The organism is Streptomyces sp. 8P21H-1 (assembly GCF_013302945.1).
Genome location: NZ_JABTYA010000233.1, coordinates 1 through 18,438 on the forward strand (window position 1 = coordinate 1; position 18,438 = coordinate 18,438).

Below are 18,438 nucleotides of genomic sequence, written 5' to 3' on the forward strand. Positions count from 1 at the left end.
CCTGCCCCGGCGCCGCCCGGTCCCGCCGGCGCCGCCCTCGGAACCGCCTTCGGAACCGCTCTCGTCCGCGGGAACCCGCGCCGGCAATTCCGGCTGTCCGCCGTCCCCCGTGGCGCGCCTGCGCCGTCCGGTGGGCACGGCCGCCTCGGTCGAGGGTCCGACCTCACTCTCCAGGAAGGCGTCGACGGAAGCGCGCCGGGCCCGTCGCCGTCCGCTCTGCTGGGAGGCCTGCTCGGGCAGTGCGAGCGCGGAACCGGCCTCGCCGGAACCGGAACCCGCACCCGGCCCCGACCCGGTGCCGAAACGCCCACTCGCGTCCACAGCCACAGCCGCAGCCGCAGCCGCAGCCGTGTCCGTGTTCGCGGACATGGACACGGCTACGGACCCGTCCATACCCGCAACGGCGGCGGTCGAGGCCACCGGGACCGACCCGGCCCCGCCCCCGATGGGCACTTCGAGGACGAACGCGCTGCCGCTCATCCCGGGGACCTCGTGCGTCTGCAGCACCCCGCCGTGCGCGCGGACGATCCCGCGCACGATCGGCTCGTGCACCGGGTCCCCCCCGGTGTACGGTCCCCGCACCTCGATCCGTACGCCCTCACCGCGCTGCGCGGCCGCCACGACGACCGTGTTGTCCATGTAGCCGCCGGCCGAGACCGGCGAGTTGCCCGTGGAGTCGACACCGGCGACATCCGCGATCAGGTGCGCCAGCGCGGTCGCGAGCCGCCGCGGGTCGACCTCGGCCTCGATGGGCGGCGCGTGCACGGCGAACTGCACCCGTCCGGGACCGATCAGCTCGACCGCCCCGTCGACACCGGCGGCGACGACCGCGTCCAGCATCACCTTCGTACGGGTGACGCCCTCGGCGCCGGAGTCGAGGCGCTGGTACGCGAGCACGTTGTCGACGAGTGTGGTGATGCGCGAGTAGCCGGCCGACAGGTGGTGCAGTACCTGGTTGGCCTCGGGCCACAACTGCCCGGCGTCGTCCGCGGCGAGGGTCGCGAGTTCGCCGCGCAACTGGTCGAGAGGGCCGCGCAGGGAGCGCCCCAGGACGGCCAGGAGCTGCTCGTGCCGCGCGGACAGAGCCTCGTAACGGTCCTTCTCGCGCTCGGCGAGGGCCGCGTACCGGTCGTCCCCGGCGGCCAGGTCCTCCTCGTGCTGCTCGCGCAGCCCGGCGAGCACCCTGGCGTGCTCCTCGCGGAGCGCGGCCAGTTCCCCGGCGTGCGCCTCGGCGGCCCGCGCGAGTTCCTGCCGGTGCCGCTCGGCCTCGGCGTCCTTCTCCTCGGCGAGCGCGTCGTACGGCCGGCGGTCCGTGAAGGTCATCACGGCGCCTACGAGCTGGTCGCCGTCCCGCACCGGGGCGGTGGTCAGGTCGACCGGCACCTTGTCGCCGCTCTTGGACCACAGCACCTGGCCGCGTACCCGGTGCTTGCGACCGGAGCGCAGGGTGTCGGCGAGCGGGGACTCCTCGTACGGGAAGGGCGAGCCGTCCGCACGCGAGTGCAGCATCAGCGGGTGCAGTTCCTGTCCGCCGAGGTCGCTGGCCCGGAAACCGAGGATCTGGGCGGCGGCGGGATTGACGAGGACGACCCGTCCCTCCGTGTCCGTGCCCACCACCCCCTCGGCGGCGGCCCGCAGGATCATCTCCGTCTGCCGCTGCGAACGCGCGAGCTCCGCCTCGGTGTCGACGGTGCCGGAGAGGTCGCGCACCACGAGCATCAGCAGCTCGTCGCCGGTGTACCCGTTACCGTCGTACGCCTGCTGGGCGTTCTCCAGGTTCGCGCTCGTCACCTCGACGGGGAACTCGCTGCCGTCGGTGCGGCGGGCGACCATCCGGGTCGGCCGGGTGCGGCCGCTCTCGTCGACGGTCTCGGGCCGCCGCATGGTGCCGGGGATGAGCCGGGAGTCGAACTGCGGCAGCAGGTCGAGCAGCCCGCGCCCCACGAGGGCGGTGCCCGGGGCCTCGAAGGCCTCCAGGGCGATGGTGTTGGCGTTGACGACCGTTCCGTTGGCGTTGACCAGCACCAACGCATCGGGAAGCGCGTCGAGTATGGCTGCGAGGCGAGCAGCGCCTCGGGATGGCCTGCTGCTCACGAGACGCTTCCTCCCTGTTACCGCACCTTGCCGACCGCGGTAGCCATCTTGCCAACGGGTCCGCGACGTGTCACGCGAGGGAGTCTACGGGCACTGGTTGCGCTCGCGGCGCCGGATGAGAGGGAGGTCGCACGGAGAGGGGACACGGAGGCCGCGGAGAACGTATGACCGTGTGATGCGCGACCTCGGTCGACCGTGTGACACGCAGCTCCTGCCGGTCGCGCGACACGCGGTCCCGGCCCGTCGCGGCGGGCCTGTCCCCGTACGTGGCTAAGCGCTGAGATCCGGGAGGACGGGCACGAGGGTGTCCCAGCGGGCGATCTCGCACCCGTCACCGCGCCGGTACGTCGCGTCGACGGGGCGGCCGGCCCAGGTGCCCGTGATGTGCGCGGTGGCCGGACCGCCGTACTGCATCGTGCACATCCCGCCCTCCCGCGCCGGCGCGAACGGTCCCGTGCCCCACGAGGTCTTCCGGTCCAGCTGCTCGCAGGCGGCCACGGCGTCGGGGTGGCTGCCGCCGGCCGGGTGGCAGTCGAGCTCGAACGTGCCGTCCCGTCCTTCGCCCGCATCCCTCAGCGTCACGGTGAGGTGGTCGTCGCCCGTACCGCTCACGGGCGGCGGCATGAAGGGGAACGAATCGGCGTACGCGACCGGCGGCACGGCGGACAGGGCGGCGAAGGACGCGGCGGCGGAGGTGGCGACGGCGAGGACGATGCGACGCAGCATGGAGGGCTCCACGGAGTGCGGGCGGATTCGAGCGGAGTCGGGGCACGTGCCTGCCGGGCGTGTGCCGGAGCGCGTGCCCCACCGCTCTAACGCCGTTCGACCCGGGACGTTGCGCCGCGGACGGGCTTTGCCCTCGGGCCGCGCCGCCTAGTACCGTGGGAACCGATTGGTGGCAGCACGCTCGTCTGTGTCATCATCTGCACGCACCGTTCGCGCTCGCGCGGGTGGTTGTGCTGGAGGCGTCGCCTAGTCCGGTCTATGGCGCCGCACTGCTAATGCGGTTTGGGACGCAAATCCCATCGAGGGTTCAAATCCCTCCGCCTCCGCAGAAGATCACGAAGCCCCGGTCCTCACGGCCGGGGCTTCGTCCGTTCCATGATCGTCCCCGCCGCCCCACGACCCCGCGCACAGGGCTGCCGGAAGGCTGTTTTCGCAGGTCAGAGCAGGTCTGCCAAACGGATTTCGCGTCCCGCCGCCATTCATGTAATGTTGTTCCCGCAACGCCGACCAGGCAGAAAAGCCCGGAAGGAAGAGCGAACACAACAGAACACACAGGCACTCGTAGCTTAACGGATAGAGCATCTGACTACGGATCAGAAGGTTGCAGGTTCGAATCCTGCCGAGTGCACAGCAGGTCGAAGGCCCCGGAGAGATCCGGGGCCTTCGACGTTTCAGGGGCGTACAGCAGCGAAGTACAGCAACCGCGTCAACCGGTACCGCCCATCGCGTCCGACAGCTCGCCGATCGCGGCCCGTACCGCTTCCTCGCTCGCCTCGGCGTAGACCTCCATCGTCATGGCGATCTGCGAGTGCCGCAGGATGCGCTGCGTCACCTTCGGGTGCACCTTCAGCGCCACCAGGAGCGAGCTGCACGTGTGCCGGGTGTTCCGGAGCGGGATCACCCGGAGACCGGCGCGACGGGACCGCAGGGCGAACATGCGGGTCAGGTTGCCCGGCTCGATCGGCGTGCCGTACTTCGTGGTGAAGACCAGATCGTGACTGTTCTGCCAGAGCTCCCCGGCAGCCTTCCGGTCCCCGGCCTGCTGGGCGCGGCGCATCCGCAGAGCCTTCAGGCAGAGTGCCGGCAGCGGGAGGAAGTCGTCCGAGTCCTCGGTCTTGGTCTCCCGGTGCAGGATCTGCCGCCCGGCACGCTGGATCTGGTGGTCCACGTACAGCTCACCGGTCTCGAAGTCGATGGACTTCCACGTCAGGCCCAGGACCTCACCGCGGCGCAGGCCGAGGCAGAGCACCAGGACCCAGGCGGCGAAGAGGTGATCGTCCCGCGCGGCGGCATCCGTGAGGAACTGGCCCGCCTCAGCGACCGACCACGGCTTGATCCGACGGCGCCGGGGCTTGGGCACCTTCACCAGTGAAGCGACGTTCTTACTGATCAGTTCCTCGGAGACCGCGTGCGTCAACGCGGCCCGCAGGGCATCGCGTGCAGCCTGGATCACGCGGCGGGACGGGTAGGACTCGCAGCACTCCCCGACCGCACAGCACTTCCGGCGGGAAGGCTCCCGCTTCGCGTCCTTGCCCTGAGAGCAGCACTGGCAGACGGTGGCCAGCTTGGTCAGCCACTCCCGGACGTCCCGGACCGCCAATCGATCCAGCCGCTTCGAGCCGAGGTACGGAGCGATGTAGAGCCGGACGCAACCCTCGTACGAGACGTACGACAAGGGGGCGAGGTTCGGCTTCACGATCGAGGTGAGCCAGTACGCGAGAAACGCCTCCACCGTCGGATGCCGGGTGGCCACGGGCCCCTTCTTGGCTTCCGCGTGGAGGTTGAGCCACTTCTCGTGGACTTCCTCCCGCGTCTTGCCGTAGGCATACTTCCGGGCCCGCTTGCCGTCGGGCTTGGTCACCCAGACGTAGGCCGCGTAGCCGTTCTTGTACGGGTAGATGGAGCCCTCGCCGTTGCCGCGCTTGCCGCTCATGCCGCCTCCTCGACCTGCGAGACGACACGCCCCACGTACTCGTCCACCCACTCCGGAAGGATGCGCCGGTTGCGGCCGACCTTGACCGAGCGGATCTCTCCGGTCAGCACGAGCATCTTGGTCTTGGACAGGCCGAAGTCGAGCATCTCGGCGACTTCCGCCGTCGTGTGCCATTTGCGCTGGATCGTCGTCGTGGTCACTTGGTCGGGTCTCCTTCCGGTCCGGGGGCGGGGCGATGTGAGGTGGCGAACAAGGACTCGGCCGCAGTCAAGCCGGTACCGGCGAAGCGCCAGTGGGAGAGGACGAGGACGGTGTCCGGGTCGGGCAGCGGGTGGCCCGCTTCGGCCGCGCGTTCGCGGGATACGGCTTCGTTGTGGTCGGTGCGTTCCTGGCGCAGGGCCCCGAGGGTGACGGAGTAGGCGCGGGACTTGGTGGAGAAGTGGCCACGGAAGCCGAGCATGTGGGCCCACTTGCGCAGGCGCAGGTCTTCGAGTTCGGGCAGGGCACCGAGGTGCCAGCAGGTGAGGATCATCTGCCGGGCGTGGTCGGTGACCTCGGTGCCGATCAGGTCGGTGATCGGGTTGCGGATGGGGCGGTCCAGGGTGCCGGCGGTTTCGGCGCCCTTGGTGGCGTACTTGGCGATGTACGCGGCCACGGCGCGGCTGGAGAGCTCCGAGGTGCCCGCGAAGTCGGCGGAGCGGATCGGGCGGACGTCGAGCTGCCGGCCGAAGCGGAAGGCGTACGCGTGGCCGTCGAGGACAGGGCCGGGGGTCTCGGCGAGGTGAGCGGCCGAGCGGATCGCGTCGGTGAGGAGTTCGGTCGTGGCCCAGGAGGGGGGAGTGTCCTCAGCACCCTCCGGGCCGTCGAGGCGGATCACGGCATGGAAGTGGACGGCTCCGCGCCGCTGGTACTCGGCGACTTTGGCGTACGAGACCTTGAGGCAGTGGCGCAGCGCGGAGCGGCCGATGCCCGTGCGGGCGGCGAGTTGCTGGCGCAGGTAGGTGGTGAACCGGGCCCAGAGCGCACCGGCGTGCGCGTTCCACAGGACGGCCGCGCGGTAGTCGTACTGGTCCGGGTTCAAGGGCGTGCCGAGGGCGGGATCCCCGTCCGGGTGGGTACGTCCGCAGCGGCAGCGGCCACCCGCGGGCCGGTTGTGGACGGGGCCGAAGGACGGGGCGGTGAAGGTGGCGAAGACGCGGGGGTGTCGGGCGACGGCCGGGCCGATGCCCTTGCCGCCGCTCAGTCCGGCCGTGACGAGGTGGAAGGTGTCTTTGCGGTAGACCTCGGCGCAGGCAGCGCAACGGGTGGCACGGCGGTTGTTGCAGCGGATGAGGAGTTGTCCGGCGGGAAGGGCGCGGTCGATGACCTCTCGGACGATCTCGCCCGTGGCGGCGTGGACGTCGAGCCGGTGGCCCTCCATCCGTACCGGCTGCTCGCAGCCGCCGAGACGCTGGACCTGTCGGGCGTAGGCGCTGAGATCACCGTGCTGGGTGAGGGCTGCGAGCTGGCGGATGGCTCCGGTCGGAGCCGCGGGACGCATGTGCGGTTTCCTCCTTGAGAGGCGGTGGGATTGAGGACCGATCCGGCCCGCACCTCTGTCCAGGGGACTAGACAGCGTGGGTAGGCCGGATCGAGGCGAAGCAGGCAGAGGTCAGCGCTTGGTGAGGAGGGAGCGCGTGACAGCAGCGCAGACAGCCACAGAGGCAGCCGTAATGGCGACGGCGAGGAGCATGGACACCAGGACGGCGCCGACGACCAGGACCACGGCGGTGCCACCACCGAGGAGGGTGAGCGCGGAGCCGGGAGTGAGCTGGACGGCCGGGCGGGATGGTGCCGGGGCGGCGGGGGCCGGCTGCGGAACCTGGGTGGCCGGGGTGATGGTGACCGGCTCCGCGACAGCGGGCGGGGTGACCAGGCCAGTCGGCTGGGGCATGGTCGGGATCTTCGGTCGGAACATGAGCGGATCTCCCTTCCCGGATTACTTGACGACGGAGTCGATGAGGGGGGTCAGCAGGCTGTCGGCGAGGAGGTAGCCGCCGAGGAGCAGCGCGGCGATGAGCCACCAGGGCGGGCGGATGAGCTTGACGCCCAGGACCCCGACGCAGAGCAGGGCCAGCCAGAGCGGAACGTCCATGACGGTGATCTCCTGTCAGGCAGAGCAGCGGTGGGTACGGGCGGCGAGTTCGGCGGCGGCACGGCTGTCGTACTCGGCGGAGAAGTCGCAGCGGGGTGCGGTGCAGGCCGCCAGGTGGCGGTTTTTGCCGCGGTCGAGGTAGGAGGCGACGTTGACGGGGCCGGTGCGGCGGACGTTGCGGAAGCGTCGGTGCATGGTGGTGCTCCTCTCAGAGGTGCGCGGCGACGGACGGGGTCATGGACGGGGGCAGGCCGAGCCGGGCGCGTACGGCGTCGGGGTCGGCGGGGCGGCCGGTGGTCGAGTGGTGTTCGTCGGCCAGGGCCCGGAGGCGTTCGACGAGGGCGGGCGGGAGCGGGACGGCCGGAATGGTTGCGGCAGACGGAGCGGAGACCGGTTCCGCGGTGGGAACGGGATCGGAACCGGAGACGGGGTCGAGGGCGGGGACAGCGGTGGAAGACGGTGCCGGGAGCGCGTCCCGCTCGGATACGTCGACGGGGGCCGAGGCGGGATGGGATTCCGCGTCCTCATCCGTGTCGGTCACCGGCGGGACCGGCGGGATCGGCGGGACCGGCGCTTCCGGGCCGCGCGGTGTGTGGGCCAGCAGCGTCCCGCCGAAGAAAGCGACGGCGGGCCAGCCCGCGACCACGACTCGGAGCCAGGCGGGGACGTGGTCCAGGTCGAGGAGTCCGGCGGTGGTGACGTTCGCACCGAGGGAGGCGGCCAGCGCAACCAGGAACCACAGCCGCGGTCCCCCGGCCGGTACTCCGGCGCGTTGCTGATCACGCATCCGGCGCCAGGCAGCGACCAGCAGCAGGTCGACGCTGACGGGGTAGGCCCATGCCTTCCAGCCGCCTTGCCCGGCCGCTTCGGCCAAGTCGTGCAGGTGCGAGAAGGAGAGGGCCCCCGCGATGACCGCCTGTACGAGCACGGCGTCTACGCGGACCAGGTGGGCACGCATGGGCACGGCGTTCCTTCCGGTTTCGGGCATGGAAGGGGTAGGAGCCTGGCGCGAGACGGTCACGCCGACCGTGGAGGGGGCGGGTGCGGCTACTCGGTCACCGGGCGAGTGGTGGGCGCGGCAGCGGCAGGCGAGGCCAGCGCGGCGGACTCCACGGCGACGACGGGCCGGAAGGAGTCGAGCCGGGGCAGTTCCGGCACCAGGGCCGAGGTGTCGCGGCAGATGGCCGCCGCGGCGTCGAGGGTGAGGTGAGGCGAGCGGACGCGGGACCAGCCGCCGGAGGAGTCGCCGACGACGGCGACGCCAGGCCGTTCGGCGGGGATGGAGGTGGCGGCCAACGCCGCCTCAAGAGAGATGTCGGCCAGCGCCATGTTCGCCGAGGCTTCGTCGTTGACGCGGTGGCAGACCCGCCCGGTCAACTGGGCACGGAGCATGGTGGCGCCCTTACCGAGTTCGGAGCCGAAACGCTGTCCGCAGACCTCCAGGTAGATGCCGGCCGCGCGGCCGAGCTGGGCGAGGCGGATGAGCTTGGTGACCATGGCGTCCCGCCGCTTCTCGTCGTCCTTGTTCGCAGCGAGGAAGAGTTCCGCCACCTCGTCGACGACGAGCACGACCGGCACCGGCCGCACCGCTTCCGGCAGCCCCCACACGTCCGAGGTGAGTACAGCGTCCGGACCGGCCCCGCTGCGCAGCCCGATGAGCCGGAACCGTGCCTCCATCTCCTCCAGCAGCACGTCGAGGAGTTCATCCGCCCGGTCCGGAGTGTCGGCGAGCGCGGACAGCCGGGGTGCGAACGGGGCCAGTTCGACGCCCCATTTGCAGTCGATCCCGACGAGCACGACCGACTGCCGGGCCAGGCCGCACAGCAGGTTGCGCAGGTAGACGGACTTGCCGGACTGCGTGGCGCCGAGGATCAGTTCGTGCGGCACGGTGCGGAAATCCCGCACGTGCCACTGCCCGTCCTCCCGCAGCGCCAGCGGCAGACAGAGCGGACCGACCGCCAACCGCCGCCGGGCGGGACGCACCTCGGCGAGCACGTCCCAGCCGACCAACCGCAGCTCCAGCCGCCCCGGCTTCGTGGGACGAACATGCACGGCGTGAGCACCCCAGGCATGCCGCAGCCGGTCGGCCGAGGCGGTGAAGTCCTCCGGAGCCTGCCCGGCCGCCATGCGCAGCCGCATCACGAGGCCGGACCCGGTCGGCAGCGGGAACGAGTGGCGAGGCGGTACGGGTGCCGCCTCTCGCCCCACCATCCGGGCCGTGGCCCGGCGAATGGCCGAGGCCGGGACCGTCAGGCCGCAGGCGTCCATCGTCGCCCGGTACGAGACGAGCACCCGCAGCACGATCACCGGATACCCGACCAGCCACCAGAACAGGACCGGCACCCGCCGCCGCATCACGAGCAGCGCGATCAGGACCAGCAGAAGTGGTAGCAGCACCCGCACGGCGCCTGTCATGGCGATCAGCCCTTCACCGGTGCCGGAATGTTGACCATGACGGCGTCGGCCCGGTAGGCGATGCCGTGACGAGCGCGCCCGCCGAACTCGCTCTCCCAGGGCCGGGCCACCAGGCCGGACAGGATGACCGGAGCTCCCATCACCAGGCCCTCACCGATGCCCTGTTCGGGCACGGTGACCTTGACCATGTCCGAGCCGCCGGCCGCGATAAACACCAGCTCCAGCGTCATGAGCCGCTGATTGGTCACCGGGTCCACGGCGACCTCACCAGTCTGCCGGTCCCTCACCTTGACCTCGGGCAGCTTGGTGACGAGGAGCGTCGCGGCCGAGGTATCCACGGGGATGACACGCATGTTCTGAACCTCACGGGGTCGGTGGCGCCTGCTAATCGACACCACATCGATTGGATACCCCCCTAGACAACAAGGAGGTGACCCGCCCTATCTGTCTAGGGGGGTTGACGCCAACCGTAACCCGACGCTCCATCAACTGTCTAGGGGGGTATACGAGCCGCGTTCCGAAGCCGCTCGAACGGGCTACGGCAGAACCCAGTGAAGGGCGGTCGCGTCATCGCGCGCCTTGCCCCGCGGCCAGCGCCGACCGTCGAGGTCACCGCCCTCCGCCTCCCGCACACGGCGGATCAACTCACCAGGCCCGGAGGAGTCGAGGACGGTCACCGTCTCCTGCCAGTCAGCCAGTTCGAACCGGTCGACAAGGCGCGTCGCTCCGTCGCTCAGCAGCGACACGGACGCCAACGACTCCAGCGGCACCGTTCCCGTAAAGGCGTGTTCGGCCGCGCGCGGGTCGGGGCCGGCGATCCAGAAACCGCCCGGCCGGTTACGCAGCCCTGTCAGGGCATCGCGGTACTCGGCCAGCGCGGCGGCGTGTTCCGGTGAGCCGGTGGGCAGGTCGTCAACCGGCCCACGGAGCCGCTTGCCGACCTCGTCCAGGCGCCGGTCGGTGATGGCAGTGGCTTTTCCTTCCTCGTCGGTGAGGAGGAGGGTCGAGTCACCGAGTACGAGGTGCTCCAGAGCTCCCGCACCGGTCCGCACCGCGACGACCGTACTGGTCGGGCTGGCCCGATAGGTCAGGTCGCAACTGTCCTCGTGCAGGGACCGGACCACCCGGATCGAGTCGGCGAGGCAATCAGCAAGGGACCAGGCGGGGCGCGTCGTGAGGCTACTCAGCAGCAGCGCGCCCAGCGTCGAGGAGAACCACTCGACGCCGTGCACGCATCCGGTTTCCGCCCCGGCCACGCTTGCACCGTCGAGGAGGACGGCCGCACCGGGAGCGGCGGCCGCGAAGTCCTCGTTCCCCTGTGCAGGGTCGGCAGGCAGCGAGCCGAGGGCGACGTTCACGCCGCTGCTTCCTCGTCGTGCAGGTAGAGGGGGCAGAGCAGTTCGACGGATTGCGGTTCGCCGGTGTCGGGGTCGTAGTCGACGCTCACCAGTGTGGAGAAGTGACGTTCCCCCACCTGTCCCCAGAGCGCGTTGAGGTCGGAAGCGAGCAGGTGCACGACGCCGAGGGAGCCCGCGGTGTGGATTCCGGCGATGGCGAGCACCGATCCGTTGCCGTCCGGGCGGGGCAGCCGGCCGAGGTAGCCGACATCGTGCGGGCGGTGCGGTTCGGTATCCGCTCCCGCCCGGTGCGCCGTGCCGGTGCGCCGGTCCACCAAGGCCCAGGGCTCACCCTCCGGGTGTTCCCAGCCGAGGACCGGATCCTGGGCGTACAGGTCGCTCATGGCCTGGGACATACCCGGCCCGCAGACGACGACCAGGCCGTTACGGTTGAGGTCGACTTCCCCGCTCACGAGTACGTGACCGGAGCTGACATCGAGCCCGTACGACTTCGCCAGCTCTTCCAGACGCTTACCAGAGTTCACGTCGTCCATGGCGACGACCGGGCGCTTCTTCGTGTCGTCCCACCGCAGCGGCGTCACGATGGTGACGGCGCCCGCACCCAGGAAGGCACCTTCAGGCGCCGGTCCGGTGTGCCGGATCTGGTGAATACGCCCGCGGCTCAGGCCGGCCTTTGTCGCGATCTGCGCGTACGACAGCCCTTGGGCATGCAGGTCCTGCACCACCCGCCGACGCAGGCGGGCCAGTTCGGTCACTTCCTGCTGCGCGTCGGCCAACCGGGTCGTGACCTCACGCAGAAGCAGGTACGGATCATCGATCGCCATGATCCGCTGCAACTCGTCCGACATGACCTCACCTCCCACGGCTACCCAGGAGTCTAGGGCTCTAGACGGTATGGGCGGGAGGCGCCTCCCCGTATGAACGCCGATCACATAGAACCGGGACCGCCGCCGAGGCACACCCCGAGGACTCACCCGTCACCGTCCGTGCGACAACCGCGGGTCGGCGTCGAGCGGAGCGCGATCACGCGTCCTCCTGGACCAGGTCGGCCCACACGGAACGCCCCTCGGGCCAGTCCTTCACGCCCCAGTCCTTGGCGCAGGCCGCGATCAGTACCAGGCCCCGGCCGCCCTCCTCCTGATGCGTCACGTCGCACAGGCGCGGCCTGCACTTGCCGCCCTGGTCGACCACCTTGATACGCACGAAGTCGTCACCGAAGCAGATGACCACCAGGAACCAGCCGCCGGCCGCACCACTCAGCGAATGCCGAACAGCATTGGTCGCCAACTCGCTCACGATCAAGACGGCATCGTCCGCGCAACTCCGTTCGCCGACCAGGGATGCCACGAAGTGACGGGCATGGGCCACCTCCTCGGCATGACCGGGAAAGGCACGGCACCACTTGGGATGCATGGGGAACCACCTCTGCACGTCTAGGGGGCTAGACAACGTGACGGCAGGATATTCCCAGACGCGACTCACAGCCTAGGCATCACTAGGAATTATTCCTCTAAGGAGTGACGACGTCTCCCAAGTCGCGGAACTCCTTCATCACCCGCAACAGCAACTCCCGCACCTCACCACCGAAGACCGCGGCGTGCTCGAAGCGAGCGAACGTCTCCTCGTACGCGGCCAGCTCGGCGGAGTCGACCGACACCCGCTCGTCGTCGAACGTCTCGACCACGACCGCCCGCTGATCGCACAGCGTGAACCCATGCCGAGGCAGCACCGGCACCGGCCGACGCCAGGGGATGACCCCGAGCCGTACCGTGCTTAGACTCTCGACAGCCAGCAGCCGGTCGAACTGGGCGAGCATCAACGCCGGAGTCCCCGGCCAGGTCCGCAACACGGCTTCCGTCAGCACGAACACGGACTCCCGCCCCGGCTCGTACAACACGCTCTGCCGCTCCACACGAGCAGCGACAGCCCGACCGACCGTCTCAGGTGTCGAGTTCGGCGCACTCTCGAAGACGTGCCGGGCGTACTCCGCACTCTGCAACATGGCCGGCAGAACAACGCACTGGAACGACTGCACCAGCCGAGCGGACCGCACGGCGTCGTCCAGGACCATTCCCGCGGGAGCCTCACCGTCAGACGCCGGACCAGAGTCCGCAGCAGCCTCCACAGCGGCCAGAAGCTCACGCACCTCATGAGTGGTCGAGTCATTGAGGCCGAGGGCACGCGACAGCCGGTCGAGCACATCGAGGCTCGGCACCATGCGCCCGGTCTCGACCTTGGACACAGTCGGCTGGCCTACACCCGCCCGCTGCGCCAACACGGCACCCGTCAGACCGGCTTCAGCCCGCAGTCCCCGAAGACGCGCCCCAAGCGCCCTCATCCGCTCCCGCCGCTCACTCCCCATACCCAGGGTTCTACACCACGGGGCAGCAGGGACCGGGCGCCCGAACCGGAGTGATCACCAACGGTCCCGATGTCTAGTCCCAGTTGATGCCTGACGTTCTGGTCCCAGGTGATGCTTGACGGTGGGCCTAGACAACATCGGAACCTTCACGGGGTTTGTTGGCCTTCACGTTGCGGACCGGGACGTCGGTGGTGCGCCGGACGAGGCGGACTTGGCCGTCCAGTTCGACGATGATCGTCGAGTCCGACACCTGCACGGTCACCGTCTGGCCCGCGTAGGGGCGGCCGAGGGAGACGACCTGGCGGCAGACCATGACCGTGCCCACCGCGCTGACCCGCCGCTGCACCCGCACCGGCTCGACGCTCGGACGCGGCGGCGGACCGGCCGGCCGCAGGCCCCGCAGCCTGCGGACTTCCTCACCGGTCAGCGGGTTGGTCCGCACCCGCAGCAGCTCTCGTGAGACCGGGTCGAAGAACGACAGTGTCTCGCCGTCGATGCGGATGCCCACCTGGCGGCCGCCGAGAATCTCCGCCGCCAGGACCTGGTGCCCGCCCAGACCGACCAGGCCGCTGTTGTTCACCACCCGGTCCACCTCGAACGCCGCCCCGTCACCGCCCGGCAGCGGGGCCGGCCCCGCCGGACGTCCGCCCCGGGCCGCCAGCCGCCCCAGATCCGCCACCGACAGATGTGACCGCACCGTCTTGATCCGCGTCCCGGCGATCAGCAGATGGATCACCGAGGTGTCCGCCCAGAACGTCACCGTCAGCCCTGAGCGGGCCGGCCCCAGCCAGAACTGCTTGCCCGCGACCTGCAGATTCCCACTCGCCGGCACCACCCGCTCGAACTCCACCGGGGCGCCGGGCTCCACCGGCACCGCTGCCGGGACCACCCCAGGCAGGGCAGCAGGAACCTCGCAGACTTCGGTCGCAGCCGGCTCCGGATCCTTTGGAGGTGTCCGCTGCGGCGGCACCAGCGCAAGCATCCCGGGCACCCGCAGGCCCAGCACGTCCCGCTCCTGCTCGGGCACCGGGGTGAACCGGCCGGCGGGAGACTGCATGTCCAGCGCCTGATGCGGCCGCATGCAGTTGTATTCCTGCACCCAGCGATCCAGTGCCGCCTGGGCCGCTTCGAGGCTCTCGAAGGCGCCGCAGTCGTCGAGGAGCTCACGCCGCAGTGTCTGATGGAACCGCTCGACCTTGCCCGTCGTGGTCGGCGATGCAGGCTGGGTGAGCCGGTGGGCGATCCCGTTCTCCCGGCAGATCCGGTCGAACAACACCTCACCGCCCTGCCCGAACCGGTCGGTGAACAGCTTGCCGTTGTCCGTCAGCACCTCCTGCGGCACCCCGAACCTCTGCAAGGCCCCGGCGAACGCCGCACACACCGCCCGCCCCGTCGCCCGCTCCACCACCTGCGCGATCACGCAGTACCGGGAATGATCGTCCACCCCGGTCACCACCTTGGCTTCGGTCAGCTCACCCGTCACCGCATCGACCAGCATCACCCCGCCGACGATGTCCATCTGCCACAACTGCATCGGACGGTCCCGCTGCCAGCGCTTGTAATCCGACCTCTTCCGGCGCCGCACCCCCGGCTCCACCAGCCCATGCCGGACCAGAATCCGATACACAGTCATCCGCGACGGCACCGGCGTGACGGTCCCGGACCGCTCCAGCACGAACGCAACCCGCCGCGGACCCCACCTCGGGTGCTTGCGCCGCAGCTCACACACCGCCGCCTCCACCTCGGCGGAAGCCTGATGCGGACACGACGCCGGCCTACGCGACCGATCCGCCAGCCCGGCCAGACCCGAGGCGGCATACCGCGACTTCCACCCACTGACCGTCTGCCGCGACACCCCCAACGACGCGGCGACCTCCGTCACCGTCGCACCCGCCAGCACCGCAAGCACAGCCCGATACCGCTGCTCGACAACCGACAACTCCACCAGAGCCAATCCCGGCCTCCCGCCACACGCCGCAACGACGTGCACAGAAAAACCGATCACGGCCACCGTCAACCATCAGCTGGGATCGAAGTGTCAAGCATCTCCCGGGACCGGACAAACCAACGGTCCCGAGCATGATTCAAACTTTCTCTACTGGTTCAAGGCGGCTCGCTCCGCTCCCCGCGCGCGGCCCGGCCCCCGGCCGGGCCTGCGCTCCTGTCTCCGCCCCGCTCCAGCCCGGCCGCCGCCCGTGCCGCGCACAGATGGGCGAGCCGAGAACCGTGAGTCGATCCCCGCACGAAGCGGCCACGGTCAAGATGATGCCTCCGGCGGGGGATCGGCCGGCACCGGGATGGAGGGGGCGCCGTTGCCGACCGCGGGCACGTTGTGGTGTGCGTGGGGGAGCTCCCATCCCGTCCGCCGCCGACCCAGGCAGAGCCGAGCAGTCGCGGCCCAGGGCGTCAAGGTCGTTCGTACAGTGGCGCGCTCCACCTTGACGCCCTGAACCACGCCCGCTCCACGGTGTGTGGGTCGACGGCGGACGGGATGGGAGCTGGGGTGGGTGGTGGTTGAGGTGAGCAGCAAGGCAGCCTGGAAGCTGATTCCCACAGCAGTAACCAGGGATACATGATCACCAGTCGGTGTGCTGATTTGTTGATTTGGTCGACGCCATCGCGCCGCAGTCGAATAGTGAACGACCAATTTCCGTCAATAAAATATTAGGAACGGCCAAGCGTGATCCGTTGCTGATTATTACTGTGATTGCGGAACTGGGCGGGTGGGGCTGTCGTCTGTGGTGGTGCGCCGCTGCGTGGGCACGGTGTCGTGGGCTTGGGAGGGTTTCGGGTGGCTGAGGAGATCGGAATCGCGGAGGCTGTGGCGCATCTGCGGGCGGAGTTGGTGGCTGCGGCGGCCGGTGGCGGGGCGGGGCCTCGGTTCGAGGTGGGGCCGGTGGAGCTGGAGTTCTCGGTGGAGATGCGCAGGGAGGGCAAGGGCAAGGCGGGGGTGAAGGTGTGGGTGGTGTCGGCGGATGCGGAGGCGTCGGTGTCGAAGGCGTCAGTGCATCGGGTGAAGTTGACTCTGACGCCGAAGGACACGGTGACGAACGGCCCGTATCACGTGAATACCGAACGGCCGGACACGGCGGATGACATGCTCGGGTCTCGCTTCGGCGAGTGACGCAACACGGTATTTCCGCAGTGCGGGTGCACGCACTGGAAACCCCCGCGGTCATTGAGTACGGGTGAAAAAAGGGGAGGGGAAGGCGGTATGGGGTGGAAGGGGCTCGGGTAGTGCTGGTGCGTTCCGGGAACGCCGAGGGTTCGGGGTATGTGCTGGGCGGGCGGCTGGTGCTGACCGCGGCGCACGTGCTCAGGGACGGCGAGCAGGTGTCGGTGCAGCTGCCGGGCCGACCGGGCCGTGTGATGTGCCAAGTGTTGTGGAACCGCTTGGAGGAGGGCCCGCAGGGCTGGGACGCGGCACTGCTGCTGGCCGGGGAAGCCCTCTCGGAGCGGGCGTTGCCTGCGGTGCGGTGGGGCCGGCTGGTGACCATGCAGGCGTGTCCGGCGCAGGCGATCGGCTATCCGATCGTGGGGCAGGCCGGTGCGGACGTGGTGACGCGGGTGCAGCGTGAGGGGCGGGTGCTGCCCGAGAGCGGCCGGGAGCGTGACCGGTACATCCTCACCGGGGATGCGGGCGCCGAGACCCGCGCCGATGGGTTATCGCCCTGGAGCGGGATGTCCGGGGCCGCCCTGTGGTGCGGCAGCACACTGGGCATGCCGCCACTTCTGACCGGGGTAGTAGCCGGAGATCCGCCCGGTCTGAACCACACCCGGCTGGAGGCGGTGCCCGCCTACGTGCTGGCCTCCGATCCGGCGTTCCGGTCGATGGTCGAAGAACACACCGGGCGGACAATGCAGCTGGAGCCGGCCGACCTGCAACACGTCACCGACCGCACCGCACACCCCCGCCCGCCCCGCTCACCGGCCGACCTGCTGCGCCCCGAACAAGCCGCCGTCTCCTTCATGGGACGCAAGGAATTACTGGAGGATCTGGCCTACTGGTGCCAGGACCCGGGGCAGGAACAGCCCGGCTCCGGCGGTGACACGATGTCCAGCACCTGGCTGTGGGACAGCAGTCCGGTCAAGGCACGGCTACTGACCGGGGGCGGCGGGGCGGGCAAGACCCGGCTCGCCGCCGAACTGGGCACCCGGATGGCCGTCCGCGGCTGGACCGCGATCCGGCTGACCACCGACACCAGCACGCCTCTGGACACTCTGACCCAGGTACGCAGGCCACTGCTGGTCATCGTCGACTACGCCGAAACCCGCATTCCCCAGCTCCATGCCCTGCTCGATGCCGTCGACCACGACCAGGCCCACACCCCCGTTCGTATCCTGGCCCTGGCCCGCGCTGCGGGCGACTGGTGGACACGGGCCGCCGCTCGCCCCCACAGCCAGGCCCTGGCCACCGCGGCCGTCACACCCGTACCTGCTCTGCACCACACTCCCCACGACCGCACCACCGCCTACCAACAGGCACTGGGCGACCTCGCCACCCGGCTACGCGGCATGGCACCCGGCACCGACTGGACAGCCCTCCTTCCCTCACTCACCCTCCCAGGCGCTCTGCCTGGTTTGGCGCGGCCAGAATTCGACACGCCCTTGTCGGTGCAAATGGCCGCCCTGCTCGCCTTGCTGGACGCCACCGGCCTCCCTCAACCCACCACTCAGCAGGCCGCCACGCTGGAAGGGCGGCTTCTGGGCCATGAAAAAAAGTACTGGGACGAGACTGCCGCCAGTTCCGAGCGGGGCCTGTCCGGGGAGCGCAGCGGCAGTGAGACCCGGGCACTTGCCGTCGCCCTGGCCTGCCTCACCCCTGCCGCCGACCGGGACCACGCACGTATACTCCTGGCCCAGCTGCCCGGCCTGGCCGATGACAGTGCCGCTGCAATCCGGGGCGCACTGGCCACCTGGCTCAGCGACCTCTACCCCACGCCGGCCGGCTCGCTCTGGGGAAGCCTCCAGCCCGACCGCATCGCCGAGTACCACATCGGCACCGAGGCCCGCCGCGAACCCGCTCTCTTCACCCGCATCCTGGCGGCTCTGCCCGAGGAACACGCTACCCAGGCCCTGACCGTCCTGGCGCGCACCGCTCAGCACACCCACCACCACGACACCGTCAGCAGCATCCTCAAAAGCGCCATCACCGCAACTCCGAACCGGCTGGGACCGGCAGTCCTCACCACAGCAACCCTCACGCCCCACCCAGCCCCGCTGATCGCCGCGCTGACGCACCTGACCGACACCACCCACGACATCGATCTCATGTACCAGCTCAGCGACCGGCTACCGCACTTCACCCTTGCCCTCAGCGAATGGGCCGCCGCCCTGAGTACAGCCTTGGTCGAGCACCACGACATACATAAGCCCGACCTCGCCCGCCTCGCTGCAGCGCTGAACAACCAGTCCA

At 70.0% G+C, this 18,438-nt stretch carries 18 protein-coding genes and 2 tRNA genes; 4 read left to right on the forward strand and 16 right to left on the reverse strand.

From position 1 onward, the window contains the following. Together HO151_RS04365 and HO151_RS04370 are read right to left on the reverse strand one after the other, a co-directional pair. On the reverse strand, positions 1–2,094 hold a 2,094-nt coding region (locus HO151_RS04365; RefSeq protein WP_173894793.1), incomplete at its 3' end, for a PAS domain-containing protein. A gap of 270 nt (positions 2,095–2,364) precedes the next feature. After that, entirely contained in the window at positions 2,365–2,820 is a 456-nt protein-coding gene (locus tag HO151_RS04370) for an SSI family serine proteinase inhibitor (protein WP_173894794.1), read from the reverse strand. A gap of 235 nt (positions 2,821–3,055) precedes the next feature. Here HO151_RS04370 and HO151_RS04375 point away from each other — a divergent pair. Continuing rightward, positions 3,056–3,146, forward strand: a tRNA-Ser gene (locus tag HO151_RS04375). A gap of 229 nt (positions 3,147–3,375) precedes the next feature. Further along, a tRNA-Arg gene (locus HO151_RS04380) sits at positions 3,376–3,448 on the forward strand. 78 nt (positions 3,449–3,526) lie between these two features. Here HO151_RS04380 and xerC read toward each other — a convergent pair. The 14 genes from xerC to HO151_RS04450 form a co-directional block, all read right to left on the reverse strand. Then, on the reverse strand, positions 3,527–4,753 hold the full coding sequence (gene xerC, locus HO151_RS04385) for a tyrosine recombinase XerC (protein ID WP_173894795.1): 1,227 nt from the start codon (positions 4,751–4,753) through the stop codon (positions 3,527–3,529). Further along, positions 4,750–4,953: an excisionase family DNA-binding protein gene (locus HO151_RS04390; RefSeq protein WP_173894796.1), complete on the reverse strand. Its 204-nt coding sequence runs from the start codon at positions 4,951–4,953 to the stop codon at positions 4,750–4,752. Before HO151_RS04390 ends, xerC begins: the two co-directional genes overlap by 4 nt. Continuing rightward, positions 4,950–6,293 carry a replication initiator gene (locus HO151_RS04395; protein WP_173894797.1) on the reverse strand — a complete coding sequence of 448 codons (1,344 nt, stop codon included), beginning with the start codon at positions 6,291–6,293 and terminating at the stop codon, positions 4,950–4,952. Before HO151_RS04395 ends, HO151_RS04390 begins: the two co-directional genes overlap by 4 nt. Before the next feature lie 111 nt (positions 6,294–6,404). Next, positions 6,405–6,710 carry a SpdD-like protein gene (locus tag HO151_RS04400; protein ID WP_173894798.1) on the reverse strand — a complete coding sequence of 102 codons (306 nt, stop codon included), beginning with the start codon at positions 6,708–6,710 and terminating at the stop codon, positions 6,405–6,407. A 21-nt stretch (positions 6,711–6,731) separates the two neighbouring features. After that, positions 6,732–6,887: a hypothetical protein gene (locus tag HO151_RS04405; RefSeq protein ID WP_173894799.1), complete on the reverse strand. Its 156-nt coding sequence runs from the start codon at positions 6,885–6,887 to the stop codon at positions 6,732–6,734. Positions 6,888–6,902: 15 nt separating this feature from the next. Further along, complete coding sequence (locus HO151_RS04410; RefSeq protein WP_173894800.1) at positions 6,903–7,082, reverse strand: mobile element transfer protein; 180 nt, start codon at positions 7,080–7,082, stop codon at positions 6,903–6,905. A gap of 13 nt (positions 7,083–7,095) precedes the next feature. Then, positions 7,096–7,845, reverse strand: a complete 750-nt coding sequence (locus HO151_RS04415) for a DUF2637 domain-containing protein (RefSeq protein ID WP_173894801.1) — start codon at positions 7,843–7,845, stop codon at positions 7,096–7,098. Positions 7,846–7,934: 89 nt separating this feature from the next. Further along, a complete protein-coding gene (locus HO151_RS04420; RefSeq protein WP_173894802.1) occupies positions 7,935–9,302 on the reverse strand; it encodes an FtsK/SpoIIIE domain-containing protein in 1,368 nt (455 codons plus the stop codon). A 5-nt stretch (positions 9,303–9,307) separates the two neighbouring features. Further along, positions 9,308–9,655 carry a hypothetical protein gene (locus tag HO151_RS04425; RefSeq protein WP_173894803.1) on the reverse strand — a complete coding sequence of 116 codons (348 nt, stop codon included), beginning with the start codon at positions 9,653–9,655 and terminating at the stop codon, positions 9,308–9,310. A 183-nt stretch (positions 9,656–9,838) separates the two neighbouring features. After that, on the reverse strand, positions 9,839–10,660 hold the full coding sequence (locus tag HO151_RS04430) for an integrase (RefSeq protein ID WP_173894804.1): 822 nt from the start codon (positions 10,658–10,660) through the stop codon (positions 9,839–9,841). Beyond that, entirely contained in the window at positions 10,657–11,508 is an 852-nt protein-coding gene (locus HO151_RS04435) for a sigma-70 family RNA polymerase sigma factor (protein ID WP_173894805.1), read from the reverse strand. The genes HO151_RS04430 and HO151_RS04435 overlap by 4 nt, the downstream gene beginning before the upstream one ends. Positions 11,509–11,683: 175 nt before the next feature. Continuing rightward, positions 11,684–12,073, reverse strand: coding sequence for an ATP-binding protein (locus tag HO151_RS04440; protein ID WP_173894806.1), 390 nt, complete (start codon positions 12,071–12,073; stop codon positions 11,684–11,686). Between the two features lie 97 nt (positions 12,074–12,170). Continuing rightward, complete coding sequence (locus tag HO151_RS04445; protein ID WP_173894807.1) at positions 12,171–13,022, reverse strand: helix-turn-helix transcriptional regulator; 852 nt, start codon at positions 13,020–13,022, stop codon at positions 12,171–12,173. 127 nt (positions 13,023–13,149) lie between these two features. Then, entirely contained in the window at positions 13,150–14,976 is a 1,827-nt protein-coding gene (locus HO151_RS04450) for an IS481 family transposase (RefSeq protein WP_173894808.1), read from the reverse strand. Between the two features lie 837 nt (positions 14,977–15,813). Here HO151_RS04450 and HO151_RS04455 point away from each other — a divergent pair. Both HO151_RS04455 and HO151_RS04460 read left to right on the forward strand, forming a co-directional pair. Next, on the forward strand, positions 15,814–16,146 hold the full coding sequence (locus HO151_RS04455; RefSeq protein ID WP_173894809.1) for a trypco2 family protein: 333 nt from the start codon (positions 15,814–15,816) through the stop codon (positions 16,144–16,146). A gap of 113 nt (positions 16,147–16,259) precedes the next feature. Beyond that, the coding region (locus tag HO151_RS04460; RefSeq protein ID WP_368039419.1) for a trypsin-like peptidase domain-containing protein at positions 16,260–18,438 on the forward strand (2,179 nt) is incomplete at its 3' end.

Excerpts from the sequence above, each read along its gene's own strand:
- HO151_RS04370 (WP_173894794.1), bottom strand. The coding sequence starts at position 2,820 with ATGCTGCGTCGCATCGTCCTCGCCGTCGCCACCTCCGCCGCCGCGTCC.
- xerC (WP_173894795.1), bottom strand. The coding sequence starts at position 4,753 with ATGAGCGGCAAGCGCGGCAACGGCGAGGGCTCCATCTACCCGTACAAG.
- HO151_RS04395 (WP_173894797.1), bottom strand. The coding sequence starts at position 6,293 with ATGCGTCCCGCGGCTCCGACCGGAGCCATCCGCCAGCTCGCAGCCCTC.
- HO151_RS04400 (WP_173894798.1), bottom strand. The coding sequence starts at position 6,710 with ATGTTCCGACCGAAGATCCCGACCATGCCCCAGCCGACTGGCCTGGTC.
- HO151_RS04405 (WP_173894799.1), bottom strand. The coding sequence starts at position 6,887 with ATGGACGTTCCGCTCTGGCTGGCCCTGCTCTGCGTCGGGGTCCTGGGC.
- HO151_RS04410 (WP_173894800.1), bottom strand. The coding sequence starts at position 7,082 with ATGCACCGACGCTTCCGCAACGTCCGCCGCACCGGCCCCGTCAACGTC.
- HO151_RS04415 (WP_173894801.1), bottom strand. The coding sequence starts at position 7,845 with ATGCGTGCCCACCTGGTCCGCGTAGACGCCGTGCTCGTACAGGCGGTC.
- HO151_RS04420 (WP_173894802.1), bottom strand. The coding sequence starts at position 9,302 with ATGACAGGCGCCGTGCGGGTGCTGCTACCACTTCTGCTGGTCCTGATC.
- HO151_RS04425 (WP_173894803.1), bottom strand. The coding sequence starts at position 9,655 with ATGCGTGTCATCCCCGTGGATACCTCGGCCGCGACGCTCCTCGTCACC.
- HO151_RS04435 (WP_173894805.1), bottom strand. The coding sequence starts at position 11,508 with ATGTCGGACGAGTTGCAGCGGATCATGGCGATCGATGATCCGTACCTG.
- HO151_RS04440 (WP_173894806.1), bottom strand. The coding sequence starts at position 12,073 with ATGCATCCCAAGTGGTGCCGTGCCTTTCCCGGTCATGCCGAGGAGGTG.
- HO151_RS04445 (WP_173894807.1), bottom strand. The coding sequence starts at position 13,022 with ATGGGGAGTGAGCGGCGGGAGCGGATGAGGGCGCTTGGGGCGCGTCTT.